The following is an 18,505-nucleotide window of genomic DNA, read 5'->3' as shown; positions in this document are numbered from 1 at the left end:
GATAAAATGTCTTGAATATTAATATTTACGCCCTATATAATCATAGCTTTGGTCTAGTGCCTTGATTAAGTCGATTGCACTCTTTCATTTATGTTTATCATCTTGTAATTCTTCCATTCTTTCACTCCTAGAATAAATAGTTTAATTTAATAAAAAAAGGATGTGAAATTTTGAAAAAAAGATGTTTATATAAATACAAATTTAAAAAACGACATAAAACCCTTCTTTTTAGGCGGGAGAGAGCATCCGGCCATGCATAGAAGCGGTCAGATCCTTTTCCTGCCCAGACATAGTGAAAACAAAGAGAGAAAACGAGTGCAGGTCACCTTTTGTGATCCATAGCCACGGCTATATGTCGAAAAATCAAAATGGATTTATATAGATATATTTTTGGGGAGAGTAAACCCCTACAAGATGGAGAGAAAATAGATCCATATGATAAAACGCAGGTAGTAGCGGCTAATCAATTTACACAAGCTTAATTTTATAGGAGGAAGAAAATAATGAGCTTAAGTTATTTGTAATGCAAGATGGATTTGATAATCGAGTATTAACAAGTAGAGGGCTTACTAGAGAGGAAACGTTTGAATTTTGTATTCTAGCTTTTATAGATGAATTGTATGTATATCTCGATTGTAAAGTGATGGAACTCATGACGAATTATGAGTCAAAACTCAGGTGATGATAACAAACAAATTTTATCTTCATCTGAGTTTCGATGTTTTTACCTTAATAAATAGAGCAGTATTTTTAATTATAATTAAGCATTATGTAGCAAAAGTAATGTTCATTTAGAATAATTAATCACTCGCGTATGCAATTTTATAATCATTTTTATATTCTACACTCGCATATACTTCTTTCTTTTTGTCGCCAGTTACATAGCCATCAACAGTAATCGAATTTCTATTAATATCCGTTGAAAATTCAACTTTTGTCACGGTAATATCCCAATTTTTCTTTGTTTTAAAATATTCGACAGCTGCTTTGGACGCTTTTTCTTTTATCTCTTGTTCTTCCTTTTCAGTGTAAGGATGAGTAGCTTTATAAAATTCATATACAGTACACGAACCTACACCTAAAATTAACAAAAATGCAATTAATAGAATTTTTTTCATTTATTATCACCTCTACTTTTATTATAATTAACATAAGAGTAATTAGAAAAATAGCACTCTCATAAAAAATAAAGTTTGTAGACGAAACATAAAAAAGAGCCCTATTAATCTAGGTCTCTTTTTTACTTTGATAAAAGTTCTTTGACTTCGTAATCTTCCTGAGAATATACTACAACAGAAAAACCCTTATTTTTATCATTAGAGATGTATCCATCAACAAAAACTTGTAGCCCTCCCATTTCACTTGAAAACTCAGCATTTGTTATAGTAACATCAACGTTTTTTTCTTTCTTAAAATATTCAATTGTAGCTTTTTTAGCTTTATCTTTAATTTCTTGTTTTTCTTGAGACGACATCGACAATAAAGGATTCGCTGTATGTATGAATTTTATAACTGTACAAGAGGCCATACCGATAAGAATAATGCCAATAATTATTATAATATCCAGTTAATTTTTCGTTATATTTCACTTCCCTTTGTTATTATACTTATATTAACAAATAAATAAAATTGCAGAATTTGTTAAGAAAAAAGCGGATGAATATAAAAATGTAGATGAAAATTTCCAAGGATTTGGGTGGTTAAAAAAATGAGACAAATGTACTTTAACGAAGAATATATAGAAGAATCTTTTGAACGTTTAAACAAATTAATCACATATATAAATAAGAATCAAGAACGCATCAATGACATTTATAATCTGATCCAAGCCGGTTGGTCACAAAATGGTGTAGGAAAAAAAGCGACAGAGGATTTAGAGAATTTACGTAAAGAATTAAACCATGGTATTAATGAAATACACACAAAGAAAAAAGAATTGAAAAATGATTGGGAACTGATTAAAGCTGTAGATAGAAGTTATAAATAAAAATAGCCGGTTCTATATAAAGGGCCGGCTATTTTTTATTATTTCACAGAAACAATTAATTCTAATTATGCAGAAAATATAAGCATAGAAACTGATTTATCCCGCTATTTACGGGCAGTAAGACCCCCACCTCAAGATTCAGAGAGAAACAAAGAAGATAGGTGGGGGGTAACTGCCCGTAAAAGCCCGATTGGTGAGGGCTAATTATCAGTGGGGGATGAAGAAAACCCCCACTGATAAAAGTTTTACTTTATCTAAAAATTTATGCGTTCACATCAAGCTAATACGGGATGATGACTTTGGTTCTAATCGTGAAAAAATTATTAATTGGGTGCCAGGAGTAACTAAAGCGTTAGTTAAGACCCATACAAAGAAGAAATAAAAGTTGACTAATTTTAGTCAGCTTTTATTTATGGGGGGAATTTAATTAAAAATATAGGCTTTTGAACATTTTATAGTATTTTATAAATTATCTAAATAATTATTTGTATCAAATAATTTTAAAGAATGATATAATTTAGAAGAGGGGTAAAAAACAGATAAATTACAGTCATAGGGGTGGTTTACATGGAACAATTAATGCGCAATTCATTTCTTTTCTTATCAAAAAATAAAGCGCTTACAAAAGTTGCGAAAAAATACGGTTTACGCTTTGGTGCAGGGCGCTTTGTCGCAGGGGAAACGATTGAATTAGCGACCGCTGCTATTAAGCAGTTAAATGAAAAAAATCTTTGCGTTACGATTGATTATTTAGGCGAATTCGTTGATAACGAAGCAGAAGCAAATGAAATGGCAAGCCAGTCTATCGAAGCAATTCGTGCAATTGGACGTGAAGGTCTTGATTCGCAATTGTCTTTAAAGATGACTTCTATGGGATTAGATATCTCAGACGATATAGTAATGAATAATATGCGCCGCATTTTAGATGCAGCAAAAGAAAACGGTGTGTTTGTCACGATTGATATGGAGGACTATTCACGCTGCGGCAAAACAATTGATATCTTTAAACAACTAAAATCAGAATATGACAATATCGGTACGGTTATTCAAGCGTATTTATACCGTACAGAGAAAGACATTGAGGATTTGAATGCATATAGTCCTAATTTACGTCTTGTAAAAGGGGCTTATAAAGAACCTGCAGAAGTTGCGTTCCCAGACAAGAAAGATGTAGATGACAATTATAAAAAAATTATAAAAATGCACTTATTAAATGGAAATTATACTGCAATTGCTTCACATGATGAAGCAATTATTGAATATACGAAAAAACTTGCCGAAGAACACAATATTTCGCGCGATCAATTTGAATTCCAAATGTTATTTGGTATCCGTCCAGAGCGTCAGCTTGAGCTTGTGAAAGAAGGATATAAAATGCGTGTATACGTACCGTATGGAAATGACTGGTATGGCTATTTCATGCGCCGTCTAGCAGAGCGCCCAGCAAACGTTGCGTTCGTTTTAAAAGGAATGATTAAAAAATAACCAAGGAAGAAAAACTTCCTTGGTTATTTTAATTGTTCGAAAGCGTAGTGGGCCATCTTTTTCGTATCAGGATATAGTTCAGTGCGGGTGGAGTAGAACACAACATTGATGATTCGTTTTCCTTCTTTTTCATCAATGGTTACGACTGTGTATTTTCCTAATGCAGATAGACCACTTTTACTACCGATAGCGTATGGATCATCATAAAGCTCTTCACGTCCATAGTTTGCAATCTTTTTTGTTCGCATGGAAGTATGTATTGTCGTGCGAGTTGTATTCATAAGCTCTAGCACTTCTGGGAATTTTAATGACTCTTTTGTAATGAGCGCAATGTCATAAGGTGATACTTTATTGCTAAGCGTATCGGCACCACTTGCATTTTTGAAAGTAGCATGTCTGGTACCAATTTCTTTTGCACGCTCATTCATCATTTTTACAAACTTTTCTTTTGACCCCGCAATATGCTCTGCAACAGATTCAGCAACTGGATCGGCACTGATGACAAGCATGAGCTTTAATGCTTCATTTCTTTTTAACTTTTCACCAGCACGAAGTTTAACTTTTTTGCTTTGGCTTTCTGTTTGTATCGCATTTTCTGTGACAGTAATTTCTTCATCCTCTTTTACATTCTCTAATAAAAGAAGGGCAGTCATCATTTTTCCTACGCTAGCCGGATACGAACGTTCTTGTTCACGCTTTCCATACAAAATTTCACCTGTATTTGCATCGATTGTAATACCATATTTTCCAGTGATAGCAGGTTGCGTATTGTGAACATCTTGTTGCCGCTTTGCGTAAGAAAAGAAAACCATACTTATAAAAAGTGTGGCAATCATCACAATTATGATTATTGTTCGTTTCATTGTATATTACCTCTTTTGTTTCAGTTAACTAACCATCAGTAAAGGATAAAGAAAACCTTAATGAGGTCAATCTTACTTTATGTATACAAAATAAATTGGGCAGGAGAAGCAGCCCAATATTCATTATGCCACGTTCCCTGCCCAAACATATAGCGTTATTTTTCACCCATGTTTTGTTTTTTGTATTGTTGATTGTTTCCTTGGCGACCTTTTTCGATGCCGCGATCTACTGGACCTGCATTTCCTGTTACGCTAGCAGCACTAACACCTGCTTTTGAAGGGTCTTTCTTAAGTCTTGCCATATATATTCCTCCGTTTTCGTCAAATTCTAAAAAGAAAAATGCGTATTCTATTAAAGAAAATACACAATTATAGAATGTCCAAACGTAAAGAAAATAATTTATTTCAGAAAATTTTATTTTTAAATATATTGCGAAAATTTAAACAGTATCATATATTTATTAGTAGAGGCTCATTCATTGATTGCGATGTACGTCGAAAAATTGAATGAGCATTCATTCAAGAATAAGGGGGAGAAGTGGATGTTCCAAATTAAAAAGGCTGCCGTTCTCGGTTCTGGCGTAATGGGTTCAGGAATTGCTGCACATTTAGCCAACATTGGTATACCAACATTATTGCTTGATATTGTACCACCATCGCTTACAAAAGAAGAGGAAGCGAAGGGACTTACGTTAGAACATAAAAGTGTAAGAAATCGTTTTAGTAACGGAGCATTGCAAAAATTATTAAAGCAAAAACCAGCTCCTCTTACAGTGAAACAAAATCTGGCATTAATTGAAGCTGGTAATATGGAAGATGATATGGAACGCCTCGCTGATGTAGATTGGATTATTGAGGTTGTTGTTGAAAACTTAGAAATTAAAAAGAAATTATTTGAAAAAGTAGATGCTGTTCGCAAACCAGGTTCTATTGTGAGCTCAAATACATCAGGCATTTCCGTTGAAAAAATGGCAGAAGGTCGTTCAGATGACTTCCAAAAGCATTTCCTAGGAACGCACTTTTTTAACCCACCACGATATTTAAAACTTCTAGAGATTATACCGACAAAAGAAACAGATCCACAAGTGTTAAATTTCATGAAATTATTTGGCGAAGATGTACTTGGAAAAGGTGTTGTTACTGCAAAAGACACACCAAACTTTATTGGAAACCGCATTGGTACGTACGGACTACTTGTAACGCTGCAAGAAATGATCAAACGTGGCTATAGCGTTGGAGAAGTTGATTCTGTAACGGGTCCATTAATTGGCCGTCCAAAGAGCGCAACGTTCCGCACGTTAGATGTCGTTGGTTTAGACACATTCGTTCACGTTGCGAATAATGTATATGAAAATGTACAGGAAGAAGAACGTGATGTATTTAAAGTACCAGCTTTCATGCATGATATGCTGGACAAAAAATGGCTTGGTAGTAAAGCAGGTCAAGGATTCTTCTTAAAACAAGGAAAAGAAATTTTAGAATTGAATCCCGAAACGATGGAATATGAAGCACGTAAAAAATTGAGAGCTGCTTCCGTAGAGTTAAGCAAGCAAGAAAAAGGATTATCGAACAAATTGAAAGCGCTTGTATATGCGAAAGATCGTGCAGGAGAATTATTATGGAACATTATCACTCCAACTCTTCTATACTCAGCGAAGCTTCATAAAGAAATTGCAGATGATATTGTCGCAATTGACCAAGCGATGAAGTGGGGATTTGGCTGGGAGCAAGGACCGTTTGAAATTTGGGATGCAATCGGTGTTCAAAAATCCGTTCAGAAGATGGAAGAGAACGGCCAAGTTGTTCCGGTGTGGGTAAAAGACATGTTAGAGAAAGGCTTTAGTTCTTTCTATAAACATGATAATGGTGAAAGCTATTACTACGATAACGGTGAATATAAACTTACCCAGCGCAATAAAAAAGCAATTTCGCTTAAACAACTAAAAGAGAAAAATGGCGTGTTAAAGAAAAATAGTGGCGCAAGTCTTATTGATTTAGGAGACGGCATTCTTTGCCTAGAGTTCCATTCAAAGAGCAATGCAATTGGTATGGATATTACGCAAATGATTAATTACGCTGTCGATGAAGTTGAGAAAAATTATAAAGGGCTTGTTATTGGAAATCAATCGAAGAACTTCTGCGTTGGTGCAAACCTTGCGATGATTTTAATGGAAGCACAAGATGATAACTACTTTGAAATTGAGTGGGTCGTGAAAAACTTCCAAGACGCAATGATGAAAATTAAGTACAGCTCTAAGCCAGTTGTAGCAGCACCATATGGCATGACGCTTGGCGGCGGTACAGAAGTTTGTTTACCAGCAGCTAGCATTCAAGCTTCTAGCGAAACGTATATGGGATTAGTAGAAGTTGGCGTTGGTTTAATCCCTGGCGGTGGCGGTAATAAAGAGCTATATATTAAACATCTCAACAAGATGGCAAACGGTGTAGAGTTTGATCTGCAAAAGGTTGCGAATAAAGTGTTCGAATCAGTCGCAATGGCGAAAGTATCTACATCAGCGCAAGAAGCTGTTTCTCGTAACTTCTTAGGCGATAAAGATGGTATTAGTGTGAATGGTGATCACTTACTATATGATGCAAAACAAAAAGCACTTGCTTTATATGAAGCGGGTTATAAAGCGCCAATTCGTAAAAAGGTACCAGTTGTCGGTGAAACAGGATATGCAACGCTTTTACTTGGAGCAGAGGCAATGCATCTATCTGGTTACATTTCCGAACATGACTTACACATTGCGAAAAAACTCGCATATGTCATTGCTGGTGGAAAAGTACCGTATGGAACAGAAGTTGATGAGCAGTATTTATTAGATGTGGAACGTGAAGCATTTATCAGTTTAGTAAGTGAGATGAAATCACAAGCAAGAATGCAGCACATGCTTGTAAAAGGAAAGCCATTACGTAACTAATAACGAGGGGAGATATCGTTCATGAGAGAAGCTGTCATTGTTGCGGGAGCAAGAACGCCAATTGGGAAAGCAAAGAGAGGTTCATTAAAAACAGTTCGTCCTGATGATTTAGGAGCATTAGTAGTAAAAGAAACGTTAAAACGTGCGAATAACTATGAAGGACCAATTGATGATTTGATTTTTGGTTGTGCGATGCCAGAAGCGGAACAAGGATTAAATATGGCGCGTAATATCGGCGGATTAGCAGGACTTTCTTACGATGTTCCAGCGATTACAATTAACCGTTACTGTTCTTCTGGGTTACAAAGTATTGCTTACGGTGCAGAGCGCATTATGCTCGGTCACTCTGAAGCAGTATTATCTGGTGGAGCAGAATCTATGAGTTTAGTACCAATGATGGGTCACGTCGTTCGTCCGAATAGCCGCCTTGTAGAAGGGGCTCCGGAATACTATATGGGTATGGGGCATACAGCGGAACAAGTCGCTGTTAAATATGGCATTTCCCGTGAAGAGCAAGATGCATTTGCGGTAAGGAGTCATCAGCGTGCAGCGAAAGCATTAGCTGAAGGGAAATTTGCTGACGAAACAGTACCTGTAGATGTAACGCTACGCACTGTTTCAGCGAATAATAAAATACAAGAAGAAACAATCATCTTCTCACAAGATGAAGGGGTAAGAGCAGATACGACATTAGATGTCCTTGGGAAATTACGTCCAGCATTTAACGTTCGCGGTTCTGTAACAGCTGGTAACTCTTCACAAATGAGTGATGGTGCAGCATCCGTACTTCTTATGGATCGTGAAAAAGCAGTAAGCGATGGCATGCAGCCACTTGCAAAATTCCGCTCCTTTGCAGTAGCTGGTGTACCACCAGAAGTAATGGGAATTGGGCCAATTGCAGCGATTCCAAAGGCGCTAAAATTAGCTGGGCTTGAACTATCTGACATCGGCTTATTTGAGTTAAATGAAGCATTCGCATCTCAATCTATCCAAGTTATTCGTGAACTTGGCTTAGACGAAGAAAAGGTAAATGTAAACGGCGGTGCAATCGCACTTGGGCATCCACTTGGCTGTACAGGAGCGAAACTAACATTAACTCTTATTCACGAGATGAAACGCCGCAATCAACAATTCGGTATCGTTACAATGTGTATCGGCGGCGGAATGGGAGCAGCGGGCGTGTTCGAATTACTATAAAAAGTGGAAGCGGCTCGTTTAGAATGTGAGGGGGATGGAGCTTCTGACGCAGAGGCGGTCTTTTGCCTCGAAGGAAGAAGCGAAGCCACCGAGCATTCTAGCCGCTGGAACTAGAAAAATAAAAAGTGGAAGCGACTAAAGGGTATAAAAAATAAAGGGAGAGCCAGCTTCTCTTGAAACGAGAGAAGCTGGCTTATGAAAATATGGAGGAGGAAATTTTCATGGAAAAAACAGTAGGAAGCGCAGTAAAAGGTGGTAGCTTTTTAGTTGATGATATTACAATTGATCAAGTGTTTACGCCGGAAGATTTTTCAGCTGAGCATAAAATGATTGCAAAAACGACAGAGGACTTTATCGTAAACGAAGTTCTGCCAGAACTTGAATATTTAGAGAAACACGAGTTTGATCGCTCTGTTCGTTTATTAAAAGAAGCAGGTGAACTTGGCCTATTAGGTGCTGATGTACCAGAAGAATATGGCGGAATTGGTCTTGATAAAGTTAGCTCTGCATTAATTGCAGAGAAATTCTCTCGTGCTGGCGGCTTTGCAATTACACACGGTGCTCATGTTGGTATCGGCTCATTACCAATCGTGTTATTCGGTAATGAAGAGCAAAAGAAACAATATTTACCGCTATTGGCAACAGGTGAAAAATTAGCTGCATACGCATTAACTGAGCCGGGATCTGGATCTGATGCATTAGGTGCAAGAACGACTGCACGCCTAAATGCAGAAGGCACGCATTATGTGTTAAACGGTGAAAAACAATGGATTACAAACTCTGCTTTCGCTGATGTATTCATTGTATACGCTAAAGTTGATGGGGAGCACTTCACAGCGTTTATTGTCGAGAAAGAATACCCAGGCGTATCTACAAGCCCTGAAGAAAAGAAAATGGGTATTAAATGTTCTTCTACTCGTACGTTAATCTTAGAAGATGCATTAATTCCAAAAGAAAATGTACTTGGTGAAATTGGCAAAGGCCATGTTATTGCCTTTAACATTTTAAATATCGGCCGTTATAAATTAGGTGTTGGAACAGTTGGTTCTTCAAAACGTGCATTAGAAATTTCGGCACAGTACGCAAATCAACGTCAACAATTTAAGCAACCAATCGCTCGCTTCCCATTAATTCAAGAAAAATTAGCGAATATGGCAGCGAAAATTTATGCGGCAGAAAGCTCTGTATATCGTACAGTTGGTTTATTTGAAAGCCATATGAGTACATTAACAGAAGAGCAAATCAAAGACGGCAAAGCTGTAGCTGCTTCCATTGCTGAATATGCAATTGAGTGCTCTTTAAATAAAGTATTTGGTTCTGAAGTGTTAGACTATGTTGTGGATGAGGGTGTGCAAATTCATGGTGGTTACGGATTTATGGCAGAATACGAGATTGAAAGAATGTACCGCGATTCTCGTATTAACCGTATTTTTGAAGGTACGAATGAAATTAACCGTTTAATCGTACCAGGCACATTCTTACGTAAAGCAATGAAAGGTGAATTACCACTTCTTCAAAAAGCACAAAAATTACAAGAAGAATTAATGATGATGATGCCAGAAGAAGTGGGCGATGAGCCATTAGCACTTCAAAAATATTTAGTAAATAACGCGAAGAAAATCGGCTTAATGGTAGCTGGATTAGCGGTTCAAAAATACGGTAAAGGTTTAGATAAAGAACAAGAAGTTCTTGTCAACATTGCTGATATCGTGAGCAACTTATATGCAATGGAATCTGCGGTTCTTCGTACAGAAAAAGCAATCAAAGCAACAGGCCTTGAAAAGAATAAGCAAAAGGTTCTATACACAGAAGTATTCTGTCAAGAAGCGTTCAACGAAATTGAAGCACATGCGAAAGAAACAATTATCGCTGTGGAAAATGGTGATATGCTGCGCATGATGTTATCAGCACTTCGTAAATTTACACGTCATACACCGCTTAACGTAATTCCGAAGAAGCGTGAAATTGCAGCGAAAGTGTTAGAGGATGAGCGTTATACAGTTTAATAAGTAATAAAAAACAGTAGTCACGTTTGTGACTACTGTTTTTTTGTTATGTGAAAATATGGAAAAAACACAAAAATAGAGGTGGCTATGAATCAGAGGAGAACTTTATCCCGCATTAACGGGCAGTAAGACCCCCACCTCAAGATTCTAAGGAAATCAAAGAAGATAGGTGGGGGATGAAGAAAATCCCCACTGATTAAAGTTTCACTTTATTAAATAATCTCATTGTGATTCGAGCGGAGAAACGTTGGTCGCAAACAGAATTAGCAAACCGCATGGGCGTTAGCAAACAAACCATTACTTCTATTGAAGCAAATCGATACAACCCGTCTCTCATTTTAGCTTTTGAAATTGCCTATGTTTTTGGTAAGGAGTTTCATGAAGTCTTTCAATATACGATAGAGGGAGAAATAGAATGATGATAGTAATAATCCTAACAGTGGTGAAAAAAAGCCCGTACAAACTACTAAAAATAATGATTTTTACTAATAAAATTAGTTGATTAAACATTTGATAGTGGATGAAAGTCTAATCAATTAATTTGTTAGTTTCATAGAATATAGAGTAATAGAATTTTAGGAAAGGGGTTGTGTTAAATGTCCTTTGAAGAAAGATGCGAATGTAATGAATGTAGAAGTAAAAGAAGAAAAATTGAGGAGGTAGAAAGAATGGGTAATTCTGGGAGAAGATTGGATGGTTTAAGAGAAGGGGATAGAATTGCAGTCGTTTCAGGTGGAACTACGATTGATGGAACAGGAGTTTTTATTCGTATAGAAAATGGATTTCTTATTTGGGTTGATAATGCAGCAAATATTAATGTTACAAGTTTAGATGTTATTAGCATTCGACGAGTTGTTTAATTTTAAATATATAAATACAAATTAAAAAACCGATATAAAACTCTTCTTTTTAGGTAGGAGATAAACTGCCCGTAAAAGCCCGATTGGTGAGGGCTGATAATCAGTGGGGGGATGAAGAAAACCCCCACTGATTAAAGTTTACATTTAGTAGAAAGTAGAAACAAGAAACTTCTATATAAAGAAATTTCAAAATGTAGAAGAGGCTTAAACTTCATTCCACAATTTTCATGAAGAGAGCTTTTTGGTGCATACAATTCGAAAAGAAATACATACTAAATGGTGAATGAACAGAGAAAGGAAGGTTTTTATTATGCCAAATTTAACAGAGCTTGAGTTTGAAAATTTACGCCATCTTATTGGGGGACATGCGACAGTTGCGAACAAATTAGATCAGTATGCGCAGCAGTGTACAGATCCTCAATTGAAACAAATGCTACAGCAAGATGCGCAAGCTGCAAGAAATACAAAACAACAATTAATGTCCTTTTTAGGCTAGGAGGGTGTAGAATATGAACGAAAAAGATATGGTTAACGATTATTTATCGGAATTAAATGCTAGTTTGACTAGTTATGCGAATTACATAGCAGAATCGAATGATGAAAAGTTACATCAAACGCTGATTCACATTCGCAATCAAGATGAAACAAGACAACGTAACGTATATAAATATGCATTGCAAAAGGGATATTATCAACCAGCTGCCCCTGCCAATCCAACGGTAGTACAGCAACTGAAAAGTCAACTAAGCACACAATAATCATGTGAAAACGAGTACTGCGATCATAAGTGGTACTCGTTTTTTGTGTGTCAAGAGCAATATATACGGTATTTTTTTTGAAGTAACAAATATGACATAAGTATGAATCCTTTCTTCACAAAGTGTACATAAAGTTTGTTCGATAATTCACAAAGAATCCATGGTTTCTATAGTGAGAATCCTTATAATAAAGAATATAAAGATAAAACGAAATATAACCAACACCGAAGATTATATTATGAAATAGGGGAGATTCTTATGAATAGAAACACAAGAAAAATCGCAATTATTGGTACTGGGTTAGTTGGATCAAGCTGTGCGTATTCAATTGTGAATCAAGGTATTTGTGAAGAATTAGCATTAATTGATATAAATCATGAACGGGCAGTTGGTGAAGCGATGGATTTATCGCACTGCATTAATTTTACAAATACAAGAACAAAAGTATACGCAGGTACTTATGAAGACTGTAAAGATATGGACATTGTTATTATTACAGCCGGACCAGCTCCAAAACCAGGACAAAGTCGTTTGGACACTTTAGGAGCAAGCGCAAAGATTATGGAAAGTGTTGTATCAGGAGTAATGGAAAGTGGATTTAATGGGATTTTCTTACTAGCATCTAATCCAGTTGATATTATTACTTATCAAGTATGGAAATTATCTGGATTACCAAGAAATCGTGTGATTGGTACTGGAACATCATTAGATTCTTCCCGTCTAACTACAATTTTATCTGAAATGCTTGAAGTGGATCCTCGTAGTATCCATGGGTATTCTTTGGGCGAGCATGGTGATTCACAAATGGTTGCTTGGTCTCATGTAACAGTTGGCGGCAAACCAATCTTGCAAATTTTAGAAGAGCAAAAAGAGCGTTTTGGTGAATTTGATTTTGATGAGATTGTAGAAAAAACTGCAAAAGCTGGTTGGGAGATTTATAAGCGTAAAGGAACTACTTATTACGGCATTGGTAACTCACTTGCTTATATTGCAAGATCTATCTTTAATGATGATCACCGCGTGATTGCCGTTTCAGCAATCCTAGATGGTGAATATGGTGAATATGATATTTGTACAGGTGTGCCAGGAATTATTACAAGAGATGGCGTGAAAGAAGTTGTTGAACTGAACTTATCAGAAGCTGAAGAAAGCCGATTTGCAAAATCAAATGATATTTTACGTGACTACATGAAAACAATCGGTTACTAAAATAGGAGAAGGTGAAACAGATGAAGGAATATATCATGTCTCGTATATTCAAAGGATCTGCCGGAATTGCACAAGGGATTTTCGTATCCCTCGGAATTGGTTTGCTGATAGAAAATATAGGAAGAATCGTTGATATCCCGATGTTAATTACAATCGGAGTTGTGGCGAAATCACTGATGGCACCAGCAATTGGAGCAGGAATTGCTTTTATGCTTGGAGCAAATGGACTCGTCATTTTCTCAGCAATGGTTGCAGGAGCGATTGGAGCTGGATCAATTTCGATTACTGAAGCTGGTCTAATCATTAAAACTGGTGAGCCAATCGGAGCATTATTAACAGCAACTTTAGCAGTTTATATCGGTAAACGATTAAGTGGAAAAACTGCTTTAGATATGATGCTTGTTCCGTTTGCAGCAATATTAGGTTCAGGTGTAGTCGGTATTTGGTTATCTCAAAATATTAGCCCTGTATTAAATGCAATCGGAGCATTTATTAAAGATAGCTCAGCAGGTAGTCCATTTATCGCTTCCATCGTACTTGCGGTTGTTTGGGGACTATTACTAATTTCTCCAGCGTCATCAGCGGCTTTAGCAATTGCACTTAGCCTAGACGGTGTTGCAGGTGGTGCAGCACTTGCAGGATGTGTAGCCCAATTTATTGGATTCTCTGTTATCTCCGCTAAAGAAAACAACTTAGGTGGTATTTTAGCACAAGCACTTTGTACTCCAAAAGTACAGTTGCCGAACATTACTAAAAATCCAATGATTCTCGTCCCAACTGTCGTTGCCAGCGCAATAGTTGGCCCTGTATCGGCACTGATCTTCCAATTGGAAGCAGGTAAAGAAATTGCAGGTCTTGGATTAAGTTCTCTCATTGCACCAATTAATTTAATTTCCAGCCAAGGATTCGGCGTTGTACCGGCAATGGTCATTACTTATATCGTAATCCCGGTAGCTGTTTCTTATATCCTTTATATGGTACTACGAAAAGCAGGTCGTATTAAATCTGGCGACATGACTGTACCGCAATCTTAATTAAGACTTCCTTATATTGAAAATCTCCTTCATATAGAAAAAAGCAGACTGAAGAAGCTACAGTCTGCTTTTTTGTTACATTTTATATTGCTGACCAGCGGGAATCGTAACAGTTTCTTGTCGATTTGCTAGTATTAGTTGTACGCCAAAGTATAGTGTGCTGGCAACGGCGATTCCTGAAACAGCGTCTAGAAAGGCGTGCTGTTTTGTGAGCAACGTCGATAAAATGATGAGTGAACCAAAGAAAGTAAGAATCCAATATTCCCATCTGTGCTGTTCTCTTCGCTTATAAGCGGCTAACATAATTACAAATGTTGTTAAGACGTGAATACTCGGAAAACAATTTACGGGTTGATCAATACTATAAATATAGCGAACTAAGTTTGAGAACACATCTGTTCCTACTACTTCTGGACGAGGTACTGTCGTTTGCCACATGTAATAAATTGAAAAGCACGTAAGTTTTCCAAGAATGACACTGCTTAGTGTAACGTAATATTGCTTGCGATCAGCAAAACAATAGTAAATTAAAGCACCGTATAAGTAGGGAAACCAAAGTAAATACGGAATAATAAATACTTTTACAAACGGAATCCAATTATCGACTATTGTTGTGACATCAACAGCAGGAGTGTCAGATTTATTGAGTACATCGTAAAGGGGACTTACGAGTACGAGTAGAAGTATATAACTTAATGGAAGAAGAGATGAAAGTTTATATTTTTTCATGATGATCTCCTATGTTTTAGTAATGTAAGCAAATCCAGTTGATTATAATATAGAAACTCAAAATGGGCTATCGATTTTACTTACATTTTTCTGGATTTACCTTACATCTTTGTCACTTGACTTGTAATGGGGGGATTAGGGATGAAACGTTCATTTAGTTTGTTGTTTCTTATATTGCTATGTCTAGGAGTAGCTGGATGTGCAGAGAAAAAGGATGAGGCATCTGTTTTAGAATATAACGGAAGAGCACTAAAGATTGGGGTTATCGGTGAACCACCTAATGACACGTTTAGAAATATAAAGTTTGTACAGGTAAAGTTAGATGAAATGAAGGAGAAATCTGGGGAAGTCGATGGATTTCTCGTTATGAAAGAGTATTTTGAGCCAGCATCAGAAGACAAATATACAGATCTATTTTTAACGCTAAAAAAGCCAGTATTTTTTATTGGTCTAAAGGATAAGCCATATACGATTTTTATAGAAAAAGATTTAGACTATAACAATGCCCAGGCAGATAAGGCAATGATGTATACACAAGGGTTTGTAAATTTGGAAAATGGTGAAGGACAGTTTTGGGGCACTGGTTTATACAATGATACGATTTCGGAGCAAAGTCTTCATAATATGTATATATACGTGTTTCAAACGATTGCAGATTATTTGAGTAAACAATGAGAAGCTCTAGGTTTGGGGCTTCCTATTTTTTATTCAGGATTTTCGCGCTAAATCTAAATCTCATCTTGTTGCTGAATCGTTCAGGTTAAATAAACGTTTGTTTAAGAGATATGTTCGGTGTAAAGTGTACAAATTGAATCAAGTGAGAAAAAATTTATATATTTTTATGATCCTTATCCGTCTAAAAATGGCGGAAAAATAAGAAAAATTTGCAGGATATAAGAGAGTTGTCGCGAAATAAGTTAAAGTTCGGAGAAGAATCGTTTGAAATAATAAACTATTTTCTATATGATAAAGGTAAAGGTTAGTAAAAAGTAGGTGAATTTATGACAGTAACATTTTATTCATATCCAAAGTGTGGCACATGTCAAAAAGCAAAGAAATGGTTTGAGGCAAACGATGTAGCATATGAGATGATTCATATTGTTGAAAATCCACCGTCAAAAGAAGATTTACGTAATTTACATGCGAAAAGTGAATTGCCATTAAAAAAATTCTTTAATACAAGTGGAATGCGTTACCGCGAGCTTGGCTTAAAAGATAAGTTAAAGGATGCGAGTGAGGACGAAATGTTTGAGCTTTTAGCATCTGATGGCATGTTGATCAAACGTCCAATTGTAACAGCTGGAAATGATGTAACACTTGGTTTTAATGAAGAGCAATTTGAAAGCGTGTGGAAAAAGTACCAATAAGGTATTTTTACATAATTAATACATTCAGTGGAGGTACAGTCATGAGCATTCCAAATCATTTACGTTACTCTGAAGAACACGAATGGGTAAAAACTGAAGGCAACCAAGTTGTTATCGGTATTACTCATTTCGCACAAAGTGAGTTAGGCGATATCGTATTCGTAGAACTTCCTGAAGTTGGTGCAACAATTGAAGCTGACGAGCCATTCGGAAGTGTAGAATCTGTTAAAACAGTTTCTGAATTATACGCACCTGTAAGTGGTAAAGTTGTAGCAGTAAACGAAAATCTAAGCGACCAACCAGAGCTTGTTAACGAATCTCCATACGAAGGTGCATGGATGGTTAAAATTGAGCTTTCTGATGCAGGTCAAGTAGAAGAGTTATTAACTGCAGAACAATACGCAGAAATGACAAACCAAGACTAATTCTAGTCAAAATAAAAAGGACAGCCTATGCGCTGTCCTTTTTATTTTGTATGGAGAACGAGCAGCCGCTTCCACATTTCTTTGTCTTAGCCTCTCATGTCTAAGAACCTTCCGCACGAGAAGACAAAAAGCGCCTTCTGTGTGAAAGAACCTTAGCCAACGAGGCTGAACAGTCGGCTCCGCTTTTCTTTGATGTCCAGTTCCAGCGGCAAGAACAGTCGGTCGTTTCACTCCTTCCTGCGAGGCAAAGTGCGCCTCTATGTCAGGAGTTCCAACGCCCTCTTGTTCTAAACGAGCCGCTTCCGCATTTCTTCGCAAAAATAAACAGGAAACAACATGAAAAGAACGAATATACTATATACTAAGGTAAGGTTGTATTATAGTTTATGGTGATCGGGTGATGACAAATGGTCTATGTAGAAAAAGTCATTATTGTCGAAGGTAAGTCAGATAGAAGAAAGATTGAATCTATTATTCGTGAACCGGTGGAAATTGTTTGTACAAATGGTACAATTGGTTTGTCGAAAATGGATGAATTCATTGATCAGTTTTTTGATAAAGAAGTGTATGTTTTGGTTGATGCAGATGATGCTGGTGAAAAGCTTAGAAAGCAGTTTCGCCGAGAATTTCCGCAAGCAGAACATATATACATTGATCGTTCGTATCGTGAAGTAGCGACTGCTCCTTCTAATCATTTAGCGAACGTATTATGGGGCGCTGACATTGACGTTTACACAGAATATTTACGGTAAGGAATGATAGAAGTGATTGACTGGACAGGTGATGAAGCTGTAGCTCTAATAGCAGACCAAGAAAGAACAGTGTTGTATGTGTATACACCAATGTGTGGAACATGCCAATTAGCAAAAAAGATGTTAACAGTTGTAGAAGCTGCCATATCTGATTTGAAAATTGGAATGCTAGATTTAAATTATGCTCCATATTTGGCACGGGAATATGCAATAGAAAGTGTACCTTGCTTACTTGTATTTGAACAGGGGATACTGATAAAGAAAATATATGCGTTTCATTCGGTTGAATATTTATATACAGAATTACAATAGGCGGCAATAATATTGCCGCCTCGACATATTTCTGGGGAAATATAACTAGAGAAGTGGAAGTTATCCAATATTTGTCGAGAAAAAGTAACAGGATTGCTTTTGATCAGGGTGGAATGGTATTAGGTAGAAAGTGATGTGAAGGATGTGATTGGAATGAAATTATATTCGTTGCTTCAATCATTTGTAACATATGCTAATGCCCAGTATCATCTGGAGCCCCTGCTTCGACAAGGTGAAAAAACAATTAGTTTTACGCTTCATGATGAATGTTATTCGCTCCAAATTTCAAGAGAATACATACAAGTCTTGAAAGGGGCAATGGGAACAGAACAGGTCGTTTGTTTTTATGAAGAAGACTTACGACGGTTAGTGACTGGAAACGTAAGATTACAAACGCTGTTGCACAGCGGACGTGTTCAATATAATGGAACGTATCGCACAATGTTATTATTAGAATCCGTATTTCATATATGTAAGCCATTACGAGTAGGTGCTTAATATTCAGAAGTTTCATTTTTTCCAAAAATTCCTGTTGACATACAATTCGTATATTGATACAATTCATTTCATAAAATAAAGACAATTTCATAAATTACA

Annotated in this window: 23 protein-coding genes; 17 read left to right on the top strand and 6 right to left on the bottom strand. The window is 36.6% G+C overall.

Annotation, left to right across the window (positions count from 1 at the left end):
• Positions 1-800: 800 nt before the first annotated feature.
• The gene (locus QRE67_RS23510) at positions 801-1,118 is read right to left on the bottom strand and encodes a hypothetical protein (RefSeq protein WP_286122567.1); all 318 of its coding nucleotides are present in this window, start codon (positions 1,116-1,118) and stop codon (positions 801-803) included.
• A 122-nt stretch (positions 1,119-1,240) separates the two neighbouring features.
• Positions 1,241-1,474: a hypothetical protein gene (locus QRE67_RS23505; RefSeq protein WP_286122566.1), complete on the bottom strand. Its 234-nt coding sequence runs from the start codon at positions 1,472-1,474 to the stop codon at positions 1,241-1,243.
• A gap of 234 nt (positions 1,475-1,708) precedes the next feature.
• Between QRE67_RS23505 and QRE67_RS23500 the strand changes: the two genes are divergently transcribed.
• Both QRE67_RS23500 and QRE67_RS23495 read left to right on the top strand, forming a co-directional pair.
• Positions 1,709-1,987: a hypothetical protein gene (locus QRE67_RS23500; RefSeq protein ID WP_286122565.1), complete on the top strand. Its 279-nt coding sequence runs from the start codon at positions 1,709-1,711 to the stop codon at positions 1,985-1,987.
• Between the two features lie 567 nt (positions 1,988-2,554).
• Complete coding sequence (locus tag QRE67_RS23495) at positions 2,555-3,472, top strand: proline dehydrogenase family protein (RefSeq protein ID WP_286122564.1); 918 nt, start codon at positions 2,555-2,557, stop codon at positions 3,470-3,472.
• A gap of 23 nt (positions 3,473-3,495) precedes the next feature.
• On the opposite strand, the gene QRE67_RS23490 is transcribed toward QRE67_RS23495, so the two are convergent.
• Entirely contained in the window at positions 3,496-4,335 is an 840-nt protein-coding gene (locus QRE67_RS23490) for a D-alanyl-D-alanine carboxypeptidase family protein (RefSeq protein WP_286122563.1), read from the bottom strand.
• 155 nt (positions 4,336-4,490) lie between these two features.
• Positions 4,491-4,637, bottom strand: coding sequence for a YuzL family protein (locus tag QRE67_RS23485; RefSeq protein ID WP_286122562.1), 147 nt, complete (start codon positions 4,635-4,637; stop codon positions 4,491-4,493).
• A 240-nt stretch (positions 4,638-4,877) separates the two neighbouring features.
• On the opposite strand from QRE67_RS23485, the gene QRE67_RS23480 reads away from it, so the two are divergent.
• From QRE67_RS23480 to QRE67_RS23440, 9 genes are all read left to right on the top strand, one after another.
• Positions 4,878-7,259: a 3-hydroxyacyl-CoA dehydrogenase/enoyl-CoA hydratase family protein gene (locus QRE67_RS23480; RefSeq protein WP_286122561.1), complete on the top strand. Its 2,382-nt coding sequence runs from the start codon at positions 4,878-4,880 to the stop codon at positions 7,257-7,259.
• Positions 7,260-7,280: 21 nt separating this feature from the next.
• On the top strand, positions 7,281-8,456 hold the full coding sequence (locus QRE67_RS23475) for an acetyl-CoA C-acetyltransferase (RefSeq protein ID WP_286122560.1): 1,176 nt from the start codon (positions 7,281-7,283) through the stop codon (positions 8,454-8,456).
• Between the two features lie 221 nt (positions 8,457-8,677).
• Entirely contained in the window at positions 8,678-10,462 is a 1,785-nt protein-coding gene (locus QRE67_RS23470; RefSeq protein WP_286122559.1) for an acyl-CoA dehydrogenase FadE, read from the top strand.
• A 224-nt stretch (positions 10,463-10,686) separates the two neighbouring features.
• Entirely contained in the window at positions 10,687-10,881 is a 195-nt protein-coding gene (locus tag QRE67_RS23465) for a helix-turn-helix transcriptional regulator (RefSeq protein WP_286125364.1), read from the top strand.
• Between the two features lie 177 nt (positions 10,882-11,058).
• On the top strand, positions 11,059-11,322 hold the full coding sequence (locus QRE67_RS23460; RefSeq protein ID WP_286122558.1) for a hypothetical protein: 264 nt from the start codon (positions 11,059-11,061) through the stop codon (positions 11,320-11,322).
• 310 nt (positions 11,323-11,632) lie between these two features.
• Complete coding sequence (locus tag QRE67_RS23455) at positions 11,633-11,818, top strand: hypothetical protein (protein ID WP_286122557.1); 186 nt, start codon at positions 11,633-11,635, stop codon at positions 11,816-11,818.
• 13 nt (positions 11,819-11,831) lie between these two features.
• Positions 11,832-12,080, top strand: a complete 249-nt coding sequence (locus tag QRE67_RS23450; RefSeq protein WP_286122556.1) for a spore coat protein — start codon at positions 11,832-11,834, stop codon at positions 12,078-12,080.
• 258 nt (positions 12,081-12,338) lie between these two features.
• The gene (locus tag QRE67_RS23445; RefSeq protein ID WP_483298693.1) at positions 12,339-13,289 is read left to right on the top strand and encodes an L-lactate dehydrogenase; all 951 of its coding nucleotides are present in this window, start codon (positions 12,339-12,341) and stop codon (positions 13,287-13,289) included.
• A 20-nt stretch (positions 13,290-13,309) separates the two neighbouring features.
• Positions 13,310-14,323, top strand: a complete 1,014-nt coding sequence (locus QRE67_RS23440; protein WP_286122555.1) for a PTS sugar transporter subunit IIC — start codon at positions 13,310-13,312, stop codon at positions 14,321-14,323.
• A gap of 75 nt (positions 14,324-14,398) precedes the next feature.
• Here the strand turns inward: QRE67_RS23440 and QRE67_RS23435 are convergent, their stop codons facing one another.
• On the bottom strand, positions 14,399-15,052 hold the full coding sequence (locus tag QRE67_RS23435; protein WP_286122554.1) for a phosphatase PAP2 family protein: 654 nt from the start codon (positions 15,050-15,052) through the stop codon (positions 14,399-14,401).
• 141 nt (positions 15,053-15,193) lie between these two features.
• Here QRE67_RS23435 and QRE67_RS23430 point away from each other — a divergent pair, with 141 nt between their 5' ends.
• From QRE67_RS23430 to gcvH, 3 genes are all read left to right on the top strand, one after another.
• Complete coding sequence (locus QRE67_RS23430) at positions 15,194-15,727, top strand: hypothetical protein (RefSeq protein ID WP_286122553.1); 534 nt, start codon at positions 15,194-15,196, stop codon at positions 15,725-15,727.
• A gap of 326 nt (positions 15,728-16,053) precedes the next feature.
• The gene (locus tag QRE67_RS23425; protein ID WP_286122552.1) at positions 16,054-16,419 is read left to right on the top strand and encodes an arsenate reductase family protein; all 366 of its coding nucleotides are present in this window, start codon (positions 16,054-16,056) and stop codon (positions 16,417-16,419) included.
• Between the two features lie 41 nt (positions 16,420-16,460).
• Complete coding sequence (gcvH, locus tag QRE67_RS23420; protein ID WP_286122551.1) at positions 16,461-16,844, top strand: glycine cleavage system protein GcvH; 384 nt, start codon at positions 16,461-16,463, stop codon at positions 16,842-16,844.
• A 6-nt stretch (positions 16,845-16,850) separates the two neighbouring features.
• Here gcvH and QRE67_RS23415 read toward each other — a convergent pair whose 3' ends face one another.
• A complete protein-coding gene (locus QRE67_RS23415) occupies positions 16,851-17,162 on the bottom strand; it encodes a hypothetical protein (RefSeq protein WP_286122550.1) in 312 nt (103 codons plus the stop codon).
• 89 nt (positions 17,163-17,251) lie between these two features.
• Here QRE67_RS23415 and QRE67_RS23410 point away from each other — a divergent pair, with 89 nt between their 5' ends.
• From QRE67_RS23410 to QRE67_RS23400, 3 genes are all read left to right on the top strand, one after another.
• Positions 17,252-17,596, top strand: a complete 345-nt coding sequence (locus tag QRE67_RS23410; protein WP_286122549.1) for a toprim domain-containing protein — start codon at positions 17,252-17,254, stop codon at positions 17,594-17,596.
• Between the two features lie 3 nt (positions 17,597-17,599).
• Complete coding sequence (locus QRE67_RS23405) at positions 17,600-17,908, top strand: thioredoxin family protein (RefSeq protein ID WP_286122548.1); 309 nt, start codon at positions 17,600-17,602, stop codon at positions 17,906-17,908.
• A 153-nt stretch (positions 17,909-18,061) separates the two neighbouring features.
• Complete coding sequence (locus QRE67_RS23400) at positions 18,062-18,406, top strand: hypothetical protein (RefSeq protein ID WP_286122547.1); 345 nt, start codon at positions 18,062-18,064, stop codon at positions 18,404-18,406.
• Positions 18,407-18,505: the final 99 nt, after the last annotated feature.

The sequence above is a fragment of the Bacillus sp. DX3.1 genome, assembly GCF_030292155.1.
Taxonomy (GTDB): domain Bacteria; phylum Bacillota; class Bacilli; order Bacillales; family Bacillaceae_G; genus Bacillus_A.
This window is presented reverse-complemented; position numbering and strand designations above follow the sequence as displayed.